This is a genomic window from Streptococcus infantis, from assembly GCF_047464415.1.
Classification (GTDB): Bacteria; Bacillota; Bacilli; order Lactobacillales; family Streptococcaceae; genus Streptococcus; species Streptococcus infantis_AE.
Map to the genome: position 1 here is coordinate 1 of NZ_JASHBX010000018.1, position 15,247 is coordinate 15,247.

15 protein-coding genes, 1 tRNA gene, 1 pseudogene and 1 riboswitch are annotated in these 15,247 nt (G+C 34.1%); of the genes and pseudogenes, 13 read left to right on the top strand and 4 right to left on the bottom strand.

What is annotated here, in order from left to right:
* Positions 1-134 precede the first annotated feature (134 nt).
* From QM460_RS09250 to QM460_RS09260, 3 genes are all read right to left on the bottom strand, one after another.
* Positions 135-206: transfer RNA gene (locus tag QM460_RS09250), tRNA-Arg, on the bottom strand.
* Between the two features lie 107 nt (positions 207-313).
* The gene (mscL, locus tag QM460_RS09255) at positions 314-694 is read right to left on the bottom strand and encodes a large conductance mechanosensitive channel protein MscL (protein ID WP_414289923.1); all 381 of its coding nucleotides are present in this window, start codon (positions 692-694) and stop codon (positions 314-316) included.
* A gap of 70 nt (positions 695-764) precedes the next feature.
* On the bottom strand, positions 765-1,199 hold the full coding sequence (locus QM460_RS09260) for a GtrA family protein (protein ID WP_414289924.1): 435 nt from the start codon (positions 1,197-1,199) through the stop codon (positions 765-767).
* Positions 1,200-1,227: 28 nt separating this feature from the next.
* A riboswitch (PreQ1 riboswitch) is annotated at positions 1,228-1,325 on the top strand.
* Between QM460_RS09260 and QM460_RS09265 the strand changes: the two genes are divergently transcribed.
* The 12 genes and pseudogenes from QM460_RS09265 to QM460_RS09320 all read left to right on the top strand — a co-directional run bounded on the left by QM460_RS09265 (position 1,326) and on the right by QM460_RS09320 (position 13,845).
* The gene (locus QM460_RS09265; RefSeq protein ID WP_045763277.1) at positions 1,326-1,835 is read left to right on the top strand and encodes a QueT transporter family protein; all 510 of its coding nucleotides are present in this window, start codon (positions 1,326-1,328) and stop codon (positions 1,833-1,835) included.
* Positions 1,836-1,946: 111 nt separating this feature from the next.
* Complete coding sequence (locus QM460_RS09270; RefSeq protein ID WP_070459602.1) at positions 1,947-2,360, top strand: hypothetical protein; 414 nt, start codon at positions 1,947-1,949, stop codon at positions 2,358-2,360.
* A 66-nt stretch (positions 2,361-2,426) separates the two neighbouring features.
* Positions 2,427-3,056: a hypothetical protein gene (locus QM460_RS09275; RefSeq protein WP_414289925.1), complete on the top strand. Its 630-nt coding sequence runs from the start codon at positions 2,427-2,429 to the stop codon at positions 3,054-3,056.
* Between the two features lie 159 nt (positions 3,057-3,215).
* Positions 3,216-4,013, top strand: coding sequence for a formate/nitrite transporter family protein (locus tag QM460_RS09280; RefSeq protein ID WP_375554932.1), 798 nt, complete (start codon positions 3,216-3,218; stop codon positions 4,011-4,013).
* A 389-nt stretch (positions 4,014-4,402) separates the two neighbouring features.
* Positions 4,403-5,200: a formate/nitrite transporter family protein gene (locus tag QM460_RS09285; RefSeq protein ID WP_414289926.1), complete on the top strand. Its 798-nt coding sequence runs from the start codon at positions 4,403-4,405 to the stop codon at positions 5,198-5,200.
* A gap of 80 nt (positions 5,201-5,280) precedes the next feature.
* Complete coding sequence (locus QM460_RS09290) at positions 5,281-6,555, top strand: DUF2130 domain-containing protein (protein ID WP_414289927.1); 1,275 nt, start codon at positions 5,281-5,283, stop codon at positions 6,553-6,555.
* 11 nt (positions 6,556-6,566) lie between these two features.
* Entirely contained in the window at positions 6,567-9,752 is a 3,186-nt protein-coding gene (locus QM460_RS09295) for a hypothetical protein (RefSeq protein ID WP_414289928.1), read from the top strand.
* 21 nt (positions 9,753-9,773) lie between these two features.
* Positions 9,774-9,855: pseudogene (locus QM460_RS09300) on the top strand (DUF2130 domain-containing protein); the annotation flags it as partial.
* Between the two features lie 10 nt (positions 9,856-9,865).
* Positions 9,866-10,744, top strand: a complete 879-nt coding sequence (gene truB / locus QM460_RS09305) for a tRNA pseudouridine(55) synthase TruB (protein WP_414289929.1) — start codon at positions 9,866-9,868, stop codon at positions 10,742-10,744.
* 176 nt (positions 10,745-10,920) lie between these two features.
* Positions 10,921-11,412 carry a DUF536 domain-containing protein gene (locus tag QM460_RS09310; RefSeq protein ID WP_049504976.1) on the top strand — a complete coding sequence of 164 codons (492 nt, stop codon included), beginning with the start codon at positions 10,921-10,923 and terminating at the stop codon, positions 11,410-11,412.
* A gap of 70 nt (positions 11,413-11,482) precedes the next feature.
* Positions 11,483-12,073, top strand: a complete 591-nt coding sequence (locus tag QM460_RS09315) for a 3'-5' exonuclease (protein WP_414289930.1) — start codon at positions 11,483-11,485, stop codon at positions 12,071-12,073.
* 8 nt (positions 12,074-12,081) lie between these two features.
* Positions 12,082-13,845, top strand: coding sequence for a glycerophosphoryl diester phosphodiesterase membrane domain-containing protein (locus QM460_RS09320; protein ID WP_414289931.1), 1,764 nt, complete (start codon positions 12,082-12,084; stop codon positions 13,843-13,845).
* A 46-nt stretch (positions 13,846-13,891) separates the two neighbouring features.
* Here the strand turns inward: QM460_RS09320 and QM460_RS09325 are convergent, their stop codons facing one another.
* Entirely contained in the window at positions 13,892-14,191 is a 300-nt protein-coding gene (locus tag QM460_RS09325; RefSeq protein WP_414289932.1) for a YbaB/EbfC family nucleoid-associated protein, read from the bottom strand.
* Positions 14,192-14,373: 182 nt separating this feature from the next.
* Here QM460_RS09325 and efeO point away from each other — a divergent pair, with 182 nt between their 5' ends.
* Complete coding sequence (gene efeO / locus QM460_RS09330; protein ID WP_414289933.1) at positions 14,374-15,246, top strand: iron uptake system protein EfeO; 873 nt, start codon at positions 14,374-14,376, stop codon at positions 15,244-15,246.
* Position 15,247 lies beyond the last annotated feature (1 nt).

The following is a 15,247-nucleotide window of genomic DNA, read 5'->3' on the forward strand; positions in this document are numbered from 1 at the left end:
GAGGCAAGTGACGAGTCAAGAGCAATAAGGCTTGAACAACGTGAAAGCCAGCGTCTTTAGGCGCTGGCTGGTAATTTGGGCTTATAGCCCTGGTACAAACCACCCGTTTGACGGGTGGTTATGATTTACATCTATCCACCCTGAGGGAATCGAACCCCCATCTCAAGAACCGGAATCTTACGTGATATCCATTACACTAAGGGTGGAAACTTTAATTATTATATCAAAAAAGAGAGCTGAACTCAAGTTTTTTCTAAACTCAGCAAAAGGGGAAGAAAAAAGGATTCAGTATTGAACCGAATCCTCTAGATGATTATTTTTTCTCAAGAAGAGCTTTGATTTCTTGAAGAACTTCCAACTCAGTTGGACCAGCAGGTGCTTCTTCAGCAACCTCTTCTTTTTTGCGAAGGTTTTGAGCTTTTTCCATTGCTTTAATCACAAAGAATAGAACAGTACCAACAACAAGGAAGTTGATAACAGCGCTCAGGAAGTTACCGTAAGCAATCCCATTCCATGAAAGTTCAGCAATACGTTCGATTTTCGCTGCTTTCAAAGCAGGGTTCAATAGAAGTGGAGTGATGATATCATTAACAAATGAAGTTACGATAGCACCAAAAGCAGATGCAATGATCACACCGACAGCAAGGTCTACAACGTTACCGCGGAGCAAAAATTCTTTAAGATCTTTTAACATTTTCTTTTTCCTTTCGTAATTTAACAATCTTAATTATAGTATAATAGTTATTAGAATGCAAGAAGTATGCTTATTGTTTTTTAAAAACAAAAACTTTACTGAAGATGTAATTGAGGACTATGATGGTGACCTGTGCAAAAATAGTCTCAATTGAATTGATAGTATTGAGATTATCACCTACGAATTGACCGATAATCTGGGGGAAACTAGTCACAAAAATAAAGGTCAGAAGTAGGTCTAATAGGAAAGTTATGAATCTTGCAGTCGTAAATTTTATCAGACGCTTGAACCAATATTTTCGTTTCTGTTTAAAAACAATGGTATCATTTGTGAAAAAAGCAAACAGAATTCCAGCTATATTTCCCAGAGCAGTCGCCCATAATTCTTGTTGGAAAAAGTAAAAAATAGTGATACGAGCAATGATAGAAACAAGAGTGGTTGCAACTCCAAAAAATAAGTAGGAGAGGATTTCATTGTCAAAAAATTTTTTTATGGATATTTTCATAAAAACAGTATAGCATAAAGGACATAAATGTGCTATACTTGAAAGGTTGACTTGTTCAACCCTTGGTGCTTAGCTTCTTTCACCAAGCATATTATACGCGGATTAATCGCTAAAGGAGAATAATAGATGAAAAAACTTACTGTCCGTGATTTGGCAGATATTGCAATTGTCGCAGCAATTTATGTGGTTTTGACAATCACACCACCCCTTAATGCTATCAGTTACGGTGCTTATCAGTTCCGTATCTCTGAAATGATGAATTTTCTTGCCTTTTACAATCCTAAGTACATTATCGGTGTTACTCTTGGCTGTATGATTGCTAATTTCTTCAGTTTTGGAATCATCGATGTCGCAGTTGGTGGAGGCTCTACGCTTGTCTTCCTAAGTTTAGGCGTATGGTTGTTTAGCAAATATAAAAAAGACTATCTTTTTAATGGATTGATTCGAAAAGATCATTTCTTCTTTTCAATTCTTTTTTCGATTTCAATGATCACCATTGCTGCTGAATTGAACATCGTAGCAGAAGCACCTTTCTTCTTAACTTGGTTTACAACTGCTATCGGAGAATTCGCTTCCTTGATTGTTGGTGCTATTCTTATCGGTAAAATCGGTAAGCGTCTTGATTTGACTAGATAATGAAATCACATCAAATATTCATGAAAAGGGCTGAACTCTGTTCAGTCTTTTTCTATAGCCCCGGACTCTCAACAAAAGTGGTATAATAAAGAAAAAAGGAATTATTTTAATATGTATAGTTATCGTATTTCAGTTTTTGAAGTCCTTTGGAAAAATCAGGTCATTAGATTTTTGTTAATTTTTTTAGCACTATTTTATTTCTATCTTTTTTTCCAAAGAGTTAAGACATCCTTAAAAAGTGGTGGGAGTATGTTGGATCCTTTTCATATTGCAAAGGGAAGATTATACATTCACACGATTATTCTTTTTAGAAAAAGGATTGTTCCTCTAGCTGAAATTAGACAGATTGATATTGATTACATTCGCGGGAGAAGAATGAATGGGGACAGGTATCATCTGTATTTTACAAGGAAAGATGGAAAATCTTTTACTTTTCATTTTGGGAAAAGCAAAAGAAACGAGGAGTTAGTGAAAAATCTTGCCAATGTGGCCAAGAAGTGCCATATTAAAATCTATTATTATTAAGAGTCGATTGCTAAAATTGAATTGTTGTCACTTGTGACAATTGTCAAAGCCAGGAGAGTAGCTAATATGAATCAACTACAAGTAATAAGAGAAGATAATCAACTGAGAAACTTATTGATGAAAGAATGCGATATTCTCTTTTATGACCAGTTGAAAGAGGTTGAATTTTCTCAGAACAATGAAGTTTATTCTCTTTCGCCCATAGCCTTTGCTAAAGACGGTAGTGGGGGAGAATATGTAATTCTTGAGGATGAGAGTATCGGCTTTATAGGGAGTGAAGGCCAAGTTGGTCGGGTAGCAGAAAGCCTTGATGACTTGCTTACTTTCTTAATTCATGCTGGTTCTATCTCTGATTTTTCTTGTCGTTTGCTCTATCAAAACAAGGATTTGTTGGTAAAATTCTGTCAAGGATTTCTCAAAAAAGCACGAGAAAATTATCAGTCAAAAGGTGAAGATTGGGATAAAGTGAGAACTGGACTTGCACAAAAGTTGGGACTCGAATTTCACCCTGAGAAACTGCAAGAGTTAGCCCTAAAATTTTATCAATCAGCGATAAGAACTCCACTATTTACTTGTAAATATGGTCATGGTGAGAATGAATATATTTGTGATTCTGTTTTGTCAGATATTGTGGGCTTGTGGCTTTCAGAGCTGGTTGGGATGAGTAGGGAAGAAATTATGAACTTTGGCAACTAATAACTAGATGGTAATGATTTTTCACTGTAGCTTGGGTAAGGATTTCTAAAAAAGATGATGGAAAAATAAGGTCTGAAATTAATTAAAAAAAGAAAAAACCTTTATTTTCTTAAAGTATTTTATGTTATAATATTAACAATTATATTTTAAGGAGTTTATATGAGTTCGTCAGAATTTATTTCAAAGATTGATTATTATTGTCATAAGAAAGAGAGTCTATTTGACCAAAGCAAGTTTAAATATGCCATTCGCTCGATGTTTGCAGGTGCTTTCTTAACCTTTAGTACAGCCGCTGGGGCCATAGGTGCTGATCTACTCAATAGCATCGTTCCAAGTGCTGGTTATTTCCTATTTCCCTTTGTATTTGCTTGGGGACTTGCCTATATCGTTTTCTTGAATGCCGAGTTGGTCACGTCCAACATGATGTACCTGACAGCTGGAACATTTTTAAAGAAGATTGATTGGAAAAAAGCCTTTATCATTTTGCTCTATTGTGCCTTTTTCAACTTAGTTGGTGCTCTGTTAGCAGGTTGGTGCTTTGCTAACTCATCGGCTTTTTCACACCTGACACACGACAGTTATCTTCCAAAGATTGTAGCCAAGAAGTTGGCACGACCTAGTGAGTTGGTCTTGTTGGAAGGGATTTTGGCAAATATGTTCGTAAATATTGCCATTCTATCTTCTATTTTGATTAAGGATAGCAATGCCAAACTCTGGATTATCTTGTCAGCTATTTCTATGTTTGTTTTCTTGTCAAACGAGCATATTGCAGCCAACTTTTCATCCTTTAGCATTATTAAATTCAGCATTGTTTCTGACCAAATTGCTAACTTTGATATTCCTAATATCCTACGTCATTGGAGTGTTACCTTCATTGCTAACTTGATTGGTGGAGGATTCTTGATAGGTTTACCATACGCTTATCTTAATAAAAATGAAGAGACTTATGTTGATTAGGACAAGCTTTTGAAAATAAAATGAATATTAATAATTGAGGAGATCGGGACTAAAAATCCAGACCTCGATTTTTTTGTCCAAAGAAGCTTTTGATAAAAACGTTATTTTCTCTGTCTATAAATTCAAACAAATTATTAGTGCATGGATTTTAGCTGAAAACTAAAGAGACTCTTTTGTAAATTCAATATAGAATAAAACGAAAACATATATTAAGTATATAAAACAAAGGATTTAAAAATAAAGGGTCGAAAACATTAAAGATACTGATACAAAGCAAATGGAAACGATTGCTATAAGTGAAAAAAATATTGTAAATAGAATTAAGAAAGCCTTCCCATAATTTCGATTTTATGTTATAATATTCACAAATAAAAGTTTTAGGAGTTTATATGGTTTCTTCAGAATTTATCTCAAAAATTGAATTTGCTTGTATGAAAAAGGAAAGTCTTTACAGTCAAAGTAAATTCAAGTATGCTATCCGTTCAATGTTTGCTGGTGCATTCTTAACATTTAGTACAGCAGCTGGTGCAGTTGGAGCTGACTTGATTAATAAAATTGCTCCTGGTAGTGGACGTTTCCTCTTCCCATTTGTTTTCGCTTGGGGATTGGCTTACACTGTCTTCTTGAATGCTGAGTTAGTAACATCTAACATGATGTTCTTGACAGCTGGTAGCTTTTTGAAAAAAATTAGCTGGAGAAAAACAGCTGAAATTCTTCTATACTGTACACTCTTTAATTTGATTGGTGCTCTTATAGCAGGTTGGGGATTCGCCCATTCAGCAGCTTATGCAAACCTTACCCATGATAGCTTTATTTCTGGAGTTGTGGAAATGAAGTTGGGCCGTTCAAATGAACTTATCTTGCTTGAAGCTATCTTGGCTAATGTCTTTGTAAATATCGCGATTCTTTCATTCGTTTTAGTTAAGGATGGTGGAGCAAAACTTTGGTTAGTTCTTTCAGCTATTTACATGTTTGTATTCTTAACAAACGAGCACATCGCCGCAAACTTTGCTTCATTTGCTATTGTGAAATTCAGTGTTGCTGCTGATTCAATCGCAAACTTCGGTATTGGAAATATTCTTCGTCACTGGGGTGTAACTTTCATCGGTAACTTTATCGGTGGTGGTCTACTCATGGGATTACCTTACGCTTTCTTAAATAAAAACGAAGATACATATGTAGATTAAAAGTTGGATTGATTCCAACTTTTTCTTTTTGTTTATCCATGCTATAATGAATGTAGAAAAGATGGATACAGAGGAATAATATGAACGAGATTAAATGTCCCAACTGTGGGGAAGTCTTTACGGTCAATGAAAGCCAGTATGCAGAACTCTTGTCGCAGGTACGAACAGCAGAGTTTGATAAAGAGTTACATGACAGAATTAAACAAGAGTTGACTCTGGTTGAACAAAAGGCTTTGAATGAACAACAGGCAAAACTGGCTCAAAAAGATCAAGAAATTGCCCAGCTTCAAAGTCAAATTAACAACTTTGATACAGAAAAAGAATTGGCCAAAAAGGAAGTGGAGCAAAGTGCAAGTCAAATCTTGCTAGAGAAAGAAAAAGAAGTCCAAGCTCTCGAAAATCAATTGGCTACCTTACGCTTAGAGCATGAAAATCAACTACAAAAAACACTATCTGATTTAGAGAAAGAACGTGATCAGGTCAAAAATCAGCTCCTTTTACAAGAAAAAGAAAATGAGTTGTCTCTGGCCTCTGTAAAACAAAATTATGAAGCCCAGCTAAAGGCAGCCAGTGAACAGGTTGAATTCTACAAGAATTTCAAGGCCCAACAATCAACAAAGGCTATTGGTGAAAGTCTGGAACACTATGCGGAAGGTGAGTTCAACAAGGTTCGTAGCTTTGCCTTCCCAAATGCTTACTTTGAAAAGGACAACAAAGTTTCAGTACGTGGTTCTAAGGGTGATTTTATCTTCCGTGATTTTGATGAAAATGGACTAGAATTCATTTCCATCATGTTTGAGATGAAAAATGAAGCAGACGGGACAGAGAAGAAGCACAAGAATGCAGATTTTTACAAGGAATTGGACAAGGATCGCCGTGAGAAAAACTGTGAGTATGCAGTTTTGGTAAGTATGCTTGAAGCAGAAAACGACTACTTTAATACAGGGATTGTTGACGTCAGCCACGAGTATGAGAAGATGTATGTCATTCGTCCCCAGTTCTTTATTCAACTAATTGGACTCTTGCGCAATGCTGCCCTTAATTCCCTAAAATATAAGCAGGAGCTGGCTTTTATCAGGGAACAAAATATAGATATCACTCGTTTTGAGGAAGATTTGGACGCCTTCAAGGTCGCCTTTGCAAAGAATTATAACTCAGCTTCTGTCAACTTTGGCAAGGCAATTGACGAAATCGACAAGGCAATTAAGCGTATGGAAGAGGTCAAGAAATTCCTGACAACATCAGAAAACCAACTCCGACTAGCTAACAATAAGCTGGATGATGTTTCTGTCAAAAAATTAACCCGCAAAAATCCAACCATGAAAGCCAAGTTTGAAGCGCTTGAGAGGGAGTGAGGAAATAAGTTATGGAAGATGATCTTAATTATGAAAATTTGATAGATGATGTAACCGAGGCTATAAAAAAGTTTAATTTAGTAATTTTTATTGGCGCAGGAGTTTCAATTGCTCAAGGTTATCCTAATTGGAACAATTATATTGAACATCTTATTAAGTATTGGCAAGGACAAGTTTTATCGGTAAGTGGTGAAAAAAGGCTTGGAAGAGAACATCACGTAGTTTTTGATTTAATTAGCAAATCTAGTATTAGTAATAAACGTAAAGTGGATCTAGTAAACTATGAATTAAAAAAAGTTTTTGGTGAAGATTTTGAAAAGCGACGACTAGATTTTGAAAAAGGATATTTTAAAAATTTATTACCATATTCAATAGTTAATCAAACAGTAGAAGCTTTAGCAAGTTTGAATGCAATATTTATTACTTCTAACTACGACTATGAAATTGAAAATCATATTAAACGTTTAAAGAATTCTGTAGTTACTATTAATGATCTCAATGAATTTACTAAGAACAAGAATGGGAAGCTTCAATTTGGTGATGTTCTACATATCCATGGAACACCAGATTGTGATGTAAAGTATTTTGTAAGTTCATCCGCAGATTATTCAAAAACCTATTTAAAAAATAGGAAAAATTTTGAAAATTTAGTAACATGGTTTAAAGAGACAAAACCTACTGTTTTATTTATTGGAGCAGGTCTTGAAGAAGATGAAATTTTATCTTTACTTTGTAAAGATAGTAAGAACTATGCCTTGATGAAGTCAGAGAACACAGGTAATCAGAGAGTTGATGAACATTATAGAGGTGTTGTTGAAGGATTTTTTAGCTCAGAAAATCATACTCAGATTATTTGGTACGGAGATGAATTTGAGAAATTACCTCTTTTTGTAAAAAAATTAGTTGATGATATTAATGAAAAATTGGGTACACATGATTTTTATAATCAGTGGAACAATCTTTTGAATCCTTCTATAAATCAAGAAGAGTATAATAAAAATCTAGATAGTATTTCTAATGATTTTAAGTATCTAAGCTCTGTTTTAGATAAGGTTATTGAAAATGATAATAATCAACTAGATCAGCTAATGTTAAATGCTCTGCTTCGGGGTGAAACTCTAACAGTAATTAAAAAGAGTTTTGTCCTTGCATTTTGGAAGTTTATTGTTAAGAATATTGAAAAGTTAAGTGATAATGAGTGGGATGTGATTTATAAAATAATTTATGAAGGCTCTCAAAATTACTTTATAGATGATGTATTCTTTGTCTATAATTATGCGATAGATAATAAAATTTCTAGTTTTACAAATAATAATAAGCTTAATGAACTGAGAGAAATTATATCCAAAGATGGATATATCGTTAATTCTAACTTTAATAAAGATAAAACTCTTTTGGGTTACTGGCTAGTAAGTGCTTTTGAACAGCAAAATCGTGATTTATATATAGAGGAAGATAGTGAAGTAGAAGTTAACTTAAATTACGAATGTGTTAACAAATTAATGTCCATACTAAATAATCCAGAATTTTTAAGTTATAATTACTACTCTATAGAGTATCAATTAAAAGAGTATGATGTTGTTAAATTTCTTTATGAGCTTGTAAAGTCCAAAAAATTATTTATTGAAGAGGAAGAGTTTTTAGAAAGTGATTCTGAAGACTTAATAAGTACTATATTAATTCAAAAATTGCTTGTTCAATTGGACAATGAAATTAATTTGGATTTAGAATTTATCAAGAGGTTAATTGATAAAATTGATTTTTCAAATATTTACTTTGGAGAGGAATTAAACACTTTTATTAAAGAACACAGAAGTATTATTAGAGAAAAAAATATTGAAATACCAAAAAAATCTTATAGAAATTGGATATCTTCACTAGAAGGAGGTTTTGTTTCACAATTTTCATATATAACTCAAGAAAATCTTGTAGAGTACGATGAATCTAGAGTATTAGAGATATTAGTCAACGCCGAAAAGGAACAAAGAGGTTCTTCATTTTTGGAAGAAAAGACGATAAATGAAACGGAAAATTTCTTGATTACTGTTTTAAAAGAATCAAATGAAATATCTAAAAAAGTTTCTGATTTATTGAAAAATCATATAGATGACTTATATCCAAAATATAAGAGATTATATGTAAAAATTATCAGTTTTCCTGAAATAGAAGAAAATTTGAGAAAGATTGTTAGAGAAAAATATTTAAAAAGATTTAACAAAGAAAGTTTTGATTCTAACGATCGGAAATTCTTTGAATATCATATAAAACAACAAAATACGGATATAGATATTTTTGAAAAATTACTTAGTATCAATGTGAATGAACTCTCAACACTAAAAGGTGATAATAAACAATTAGATATACTTCATTTTATAAATAGTGAAATGGGATCATATTTTCAATGTTTAATATCATTATTTATAAATCATTCAAGTTATAGAGATGTAATTATTCAAATAATAAATTCAGTAACAGATACCGATTATAGGGAGTTTGCTCAAGGTATTTTATTAAATGAATACAATCCAAACAGAATCAATGTAACTTACAACACCTTTTTAGGATTTGCGTATTATCATTCTACAATTACTATCGAAGCTGCGGATGTTTTCACAGATGTAGTAAGGGATATTCTAAACAAAAAAATTGAGGACAATCAAATTCTTGATAAAGTTTATCTAGTTGCTTTAGAGAGGGTAGATCCAACTATTGAATCATTTTCTTTATCAAAGAATAACTATAGTCAAATGATAAACATCATTTTTACAGAAGACTATGAATTTAGATATTTTAAAGAATGGTTGGGAGCATTATTCAAATTTGACTCAAGTGCAAATTATTTAGTGACAATTTTTTATTTATTATATAATGAAAATCTTAAAAAAAATAGATTTGCTTTATTTATAGAGGGATTAAGTGATTACATAACAACTTATAACCAGAAATTATCTTTACGAGGGATGAATTATAAATTGAATCATGAAGAACTTAACAATTTTGATTTGTTGAAAAAAATGTTTCTGAAATTAATGGAGACCGATAAAATAGAGAATGATATTTTTTATTTAGACGGCATCAAAAGTATACTCCCATTATTATCTTTAGATGAAAGACGAAATGTATTACAACATATTCAAAAACAGAACAATTGTCCTCCTCCAGAGATTGAGGAATTACAAAGAATTATAGTTAATTAAAATTTGTAAAAAAGAGAATAAAAGGTAGACGATGCCTCAGTAAAAATTAACCCGCAAAAATCCAACCATGAAAGCTAAGTTTGAAGCATTGAAGGGGGAGTAGAAAGCAAGACATGAACGGTATTATCAATTTAAAAAAAGAAGCGGGGATGACCTCGCATGATGCAGTTTTCAAGCTGCGTAAGATTTTGGGGACTAAGAAGATCGGTCACGGTGGAACCTTGGATCCGGATGTGGTGGGCGTTTTGCCGATTGCCGTTGGTAAGGCGACTCGCATGGTCGAATTTATGCAGGATGAGGGCAAGATTTATGAGGGTGAAATCACACTAGGCTATTCAACAACCACCGAAGATGCAAGTGGAGAGGTGGTTGCTGAGACACCGGTCTTGTCTCTTTTAGATGAAAAGCTTGTCGATGAAGCCATTGCTAGTCTGACAGGGCCTATCACCCAGATTCCACCAATGTACTCAGCTGTTAAGGTCAATGGTCGCAAGCTCTATGAGTATGCGCGTGCTGGTCAGGAAGTCGAACGTCCAGAACGTCAGGTGACCATTTATAGTTTTGAAAGAACCAGTCCCATTTCCTACGAGGATAAACTTGCGCGTTTTACCTTCCGAGTAAAATGTAGCAAGGGAACCTATATTCGTACCTTGTCGGTTGACTTAGGAGAAAAACTTGGCTATGCTGCTCATATGTCTTATTTAACACGAACAAGTGCAGCTGGGTTAAAGTTAGATGATGCTTTGACCTTGAGTGAAATTGAGGAAAAAGTACAAGCTGGTGAATTAGACTTTCTTCATCCCTTGGAGATTGGGACAGGTGACTTGGTCAAGGTATATTTGACTCCAGAACAGGCAGAAGAAGTGCGTTTTGGTCGCTTTATTGAATTGGAACAAACTGAGAAGGAATTGGCTGTTTTTGAAGGTGATAAGTTATTAGCCATTTTAGAGAAACGGGATACTCTTTATAAACCAAGAAAGGTTTTCAATTGATTAGAGCTGGTGGTAAAATTGCAAACTGATGTTTAGTTTAAAAAAACTGAAAGACAATTTAGTTTAGAAGAGAGACTGTTTTGAAAAAGGGTTGAAAACACGGTGATATTTGACAGTTTTGCTTGCTTATGATAATATTTAGATAAAGAAAAGCTAGAAAATTTTCAGAGGATATTATGAGTATTGAGATGACTGTTAGTGAGATTGCTGAGGTCTTGGGCTTGTCCCGCCAAGCAATCAATAACCGTGTCAAGGAATTACCTGAAGAAGATACGACTAAAAATGATAAAGGAGTCACTGTAGTAACTCGTAGTGGCTTGATTAAGCTTGAAGAAATCTACAAAAAGACCATTTTTGAAGATGAACCTGTTAGTGATGATGTGAAGCAACGTGAATTGATGGAGATTCTTGTTGATGAAAAGAACGCTGAAATCATCCGTCTTTATGAGCAATTAAAGGCCAAAGACAAACAGTTAGCTGAAAAAGATGAACAGATGCGTGTCAAAGACCGTCAAATCGCAGAAAAAGATAAGCAATTGGATCAACAACAACAGTTAACCTTACAAGCTATGAAGGACCAAGAAACCCTTCAGTTGGAGTTGGATCAGGCTAAGCAAGAAGTACAAGCAACGAAGAAAGGCTTCTTTGCTCGCTTATTTGGAGGATAAGAAAAAGCTGCTTGGATTCTAGGTATAACCAAGTAGTTTCTTTTTACACATACAGTAAGGAATGGATAAGATGGAAAAATTAAGAGATTACATTTCATTTGATTTGGAATTTAATAAACACCAAGATAAAACTCACTTGATTCAGGTATCTGCGGTCCGTTTTAAAGATGGTGAAGAAGTAGGAGCATTTGACTCATATGTTCATACCGATGTCCCATTGAAAAGCTTTATCAATGGTTTAACGGGTATCACGTCTGAAACCTTGAAAGATGCACCGATGGTAGAGGAAGTTCTTAAGAATTTTCAAGACTTTGTTGGTGAATTACCCCTTGTTGGTTATAATGCAGCCAAGAGTGATTTACCAATCTTACTAGAGTATGGATTGGATTATAGTCGTCAATATCTAGTCGATCTCTATGATGAGGCTTTTGAGCGACGGAGTTCGGATCTTCACGGCATTGCAAATCTAAAATTACAGACTGTTGCTGAATTTTTAGGATTCAAGGGGCAGTCTCATAATAGTTTAGAGGATGCACGTATGACTGCGCGTGTTTATGAAGCTTTTCTAGAATCTGATGAAAGCAGAATTTTACTGGACTCCAAGAGTAGCTTGAACTCTAATCCTTTCGGTGGACTAGATTTATCACAGCTTTTTGATTAGGAGATTTTATGAAACCTGAAAAACCTAAAAAATTGGGTTTTAAAAAGATTTACCTCAATCTGGATAAAATCCTCTTTCTATTTTTTCTAATCTTCATGCTGGTAGATTATATTTGGTTGCCATTGAACTCATTGATAGCAGGCTTTTTACTAAGTCAGACGGGCTATTTGTTTATTTCCTATAACAATGTTTTTGAAATTTTAAAACATGCGCCTTTAGTCAGCTTTGGTTTTTTAATCTTAATAGCCATTAACCTTTTAGTAGCCTATTTTCAAATTAGTCTTCTCTTCATTGGGGCTCGACACCTTCTCTATCATGAAAAACGAACCTTGATTGAGTATAGTCGCAAGGTCTTTCGTGAGAGTATAGCCTTCATGAAACGTCTGACTCTTTCCAAGGCCTTGTTTATCTTCGTATATATTGCTATGATTTTTCCGTTTATCAGGAAGATTTTTAAAATTTATTATTTTAATAAAATAGTGATACCTGAGTTTATTCAAACTTATATGGAAGACAAGTACTGGATGTGGTGGTTATCTATTTTTATCTTAACCATCCTATTTCTCTACATCTCAGTAAGAGTGATGTTTGCCCTTCCTAAAATTTTTTATGATAAGATGACAGTCAAGGATGCTGTAGTCTACAGTCTTGAAAAAACCAGAAATCATTTTTGGTTTTACGCTTGGCATCTTTTTCTCATTGTTGTCAAAACAAATCTTTTCTTTTACTTACTTCTAATCCCACTATTGGTTGGCCAGTTTTTAGTAGATGGTCTCACACATCGAGAATCTTTGATTCTTGCTATTTCGAACTATATATTGATTAAAAATATCCATTATATGGCTTTGACTTACTTCTTGGTTAAGTTTACTTCCTTTTTAACTGGTGAGGAGTTGGATATTATGCCAAGACGAAAGAAAGATCATATTATGAGATGGGGTGTAATGGGGTGCGCCAGTGTCTTCTTTGCGATTGAGGGTTATGTTTATCTAGAAGCACCCGTAGTCAATCCTCCACTTGTCATCTCTCACAGAGGTGTCTCAAATGGAAATGGTGTCCAAAATACAGTTGAATCCTTAGAAAAAACAGCTCAGTTAAAACCAGATTTAGTTGAGATGGATGTGCAGGAAACCAAGGATGGTCAGTTTGTCATGATGCATGATGCTAACCTAAAAAGTTTAGCGGGATTAAATGTAACACCGCAAGACTTAACTTTAGATGAGTTGAAGCAATTAGATATTTATGAAAATGGTTATCAGACCAAAATATCCAGCTTTGATGATTATATAAATCGTGCCAATGACCTTCATCAGAAATTGCTGATTGAAATTAAAACAAGTCGAAAAGATAGTGCTCAAATGATGGATCATTTTCTAGATCAATATGGAGCAAAAATTAAAGTCTATGGGCATCAGATGCAATCTTTGGACTATCATGTTATTGAAAAAGTAACTCAGTATGATAAGGAAATTCCGGTCTATTTTATTCTGCCCTACAATTCCGTTTTTCCAAGAACAAATGCTACAGGTTATACCATGGAATATTCTACCTTAGATGAATATTTTGTAACCAAGCTTTGGAATACAAAACAAAAACTCTATGTATGGACAATCAATAGTTCGGAATCCTTTGATAAGTCCCTACGTTTGGGAGTTGATGGTATGATAACAGATGATCTGGAAAGAATTAAAGAAGAGCTTGAAACCGCTCAGGAAGATCCTGAATATACGGACTTGCTTCTCAAGAAAGCAGCAGAAATATTTACTTTCTAGGTAAGACAAAAGAGGCTGAATTGAACATCAGCCTCTTTTTATGCTATTAGAATGGTAATTTACCAGCAAAAGCACCTAGTTTCTTTTTAGTTGCTTCATCAATTTGTTCAAGAGCAGCATTGACTGCTTGAACTGTCATATCTGATAGAGTTTCAATATCTTCTGGGTCAACAACTGCTGGATTGAAATCAATTTTTGTAACTTTCTTGTCTCCTGTTAGTGTAGCAGTTACAAGGTTTTGGGCAGAGGTTCCAACAAATTCTGTAGCAGCAAGATCAGCCTGACTTTGCTCCATTTGTTTTTGAAGTTTTTGAGCTTGACGCATCATGTTTTGCATATTCATCATGGTGGTATATAGCTTCCTTTTCTTTTATTTTCCTTATTATTTTAACAATTTTAACTAGAAAAGTCTATTCAAATTTTAAAGGAACAAATATTAAATTTTCTGACAATTTATTGAATAATTAGAAAAACTATGATACAATAAATTTAAAAAATGGAATTCCCATGATTTAATAGGAGCGTTATATGAAAAAACTTGGTTTTATCCTTTTATCTTCGGCATTGTTGTTATCTGCTTGTGCAGTTCGTTTTGAACAATCGTCAACTAAAAGTGATTCATCTCAGGTCGCAAAATTATCAGAAGATAACCAAAAATTATTGGATAAGGCAACTAGTGACTACAAAACATTTGTAGAAGAACAGATTGATAAACTATTGACGGATACAGAAGGTTTTGTCCAATTATTGAAGGATGGTAAGCTAGAAGAAGCTAAAAAGGCCTACCCTTTAATCCGTATGTCCTATGAGCGCTCAGAACCGATTGCAGAGAGCTTCGGAGAATCTGATGTGAAGATTGATTTTCGATTAGCAGACTATCTAGATGAAAACAAGACCGAAGAAGGTTGGTCAGGTTTCCACCGTATAGAGCGCATTCTTTGGGAGGAAAACACAACCAAAGGAACTGAGTCTTATGGTGACCAACTGGTAAATGATATCAAGGAATTGAAGGCTAAGATTGCGACTGTAGATGTTGATTACAAGATTATGCTAACTGGGGCTGTCGATCTTCTAAATGAAGTAGCGACAAGTAAGATTACTGGTGAAGAGGAGATTTATTCTCATACTGACTTGTATGATTTTCGTGCCAATATCCAAGGTGCTGAAAAGATTTTCCAACTCTTTAAACCCTTGCTTGAAAAATCAGATGCAGCCTTGGTTAAGGAGTTAGAGGAAGATTTCAAATCAGTCAATAGTTTGTTAGACAAACACATGACGGACAAGGAACACTATAAGCTCTATACAGTCTTAACGAAAGAAGACACTAAAGAATTGTCTGAAGCAGTGACAAAACTTGGTGAACCATTATCACAAATGGGTAAATTTCTTGGTGGAGAATAAG

Bases quoted from the DNA above. Each gene is read 5' to 3' on its own strand.
- efeO (WP_414289933.1), top strand. From the start codon at position 14,374: ATGAAAAAACTTGGTTTTATCCTTTTATCTTCGGCATTGTTGTTATCT.
- QM460_RS09315 (WP_414289930.1), top strand. From the start codon at position 11,483: ATGGAAAAATTAAGAGATTACATTTCATTTGATTTGGAATTTAATAAA.
- QM460_RS09275 (WP_414289925.1), top strand. From the start codon at position 2,427: ATGAATCAACTACAAGTAATAAGAGAAGATAATCAACTGAGAAACTTA.
- QM460_RS09285 (WP_414289926.1), top strand. From the start codon at position 4,403: ATGGTTTCTTCAGAATTTATCTCAAAAATTGAATTTGCTTGTATGAAA.
- QM460_RS09325 (WP_414289932.1), bottom strand. From the start codon at position 14,191: ATGATGAATATGCAAAACATGATGCGTCAAGCTCAAAAACTTCAAAAA.
- QM460_RS09265 (WP_045763277.1), top strand. From the start codon at position 1,326: ATGAAAAAACTTACTGTCCGTGATTTGGCAGATATTGCAATTGTCGCA.
- QM460_RS09260 (WP_414289924.1), bottom strand. From the start codon at position 1,199: ATGAAAATATCCATAAAAAAATTTTTTGACAATGAAATCCTCTCCTAC.
- QM460_RS09295 (WP_414289928.1), top strand. From the start codon at position 6,567: ATGGAAGATGATCTTAATTATGAAAATTTGATAGATGATGTAACCGAG.
- QM460_RS09310 (WP_049504976.1), top strand. From the start codon at position 10,921: ATGAGTATTGAGATGACTGTTAGTGAGATTGCTGAGGTCTTGGGCTTG.
- QM460_RS09290 (WP_414289927.1), top strand. From the start codon at position 5,281: ATGAACGAGATTAAATGTCCCAACTGTGGGGAAGTCTTTACGGTCAAT.
- QM460_RS09320 (WP_414289931.1), top strand. From the start codon at position 12,082: ATGAAACCTGAAAAACCTAAAAAATTGGGTTTTAAAAAGATTTACCTC.
- QM460_RS09280 (WP_375554932.1), top strand. From the start codon at position 3,216: ATGAGTTCGTCAGAATTTATTTCAAAGATTGATTATTATTGTCATAAG.
- mscL (WP_414289923.1), bottom strand. From the start codon at position 694: ATGTTAAAAGATCTTAAAGAATTTTTGCTCCGCGGTAACGTTGTAGAC.
- truB (WP_414289929.1), top strand. From the start codon at position 9,866: ATGAACGGTATTATCAATTTAAAAAAAGAAGCGGGGATGACCTCGCAT.
- QM460_RS09270 (WP_070459602.1), top strand. From the start codon at position 1,947: ATGTATAGTTATCGTATTTCAGTTTTTGAAGTCCTTTGGAAAAATCAG.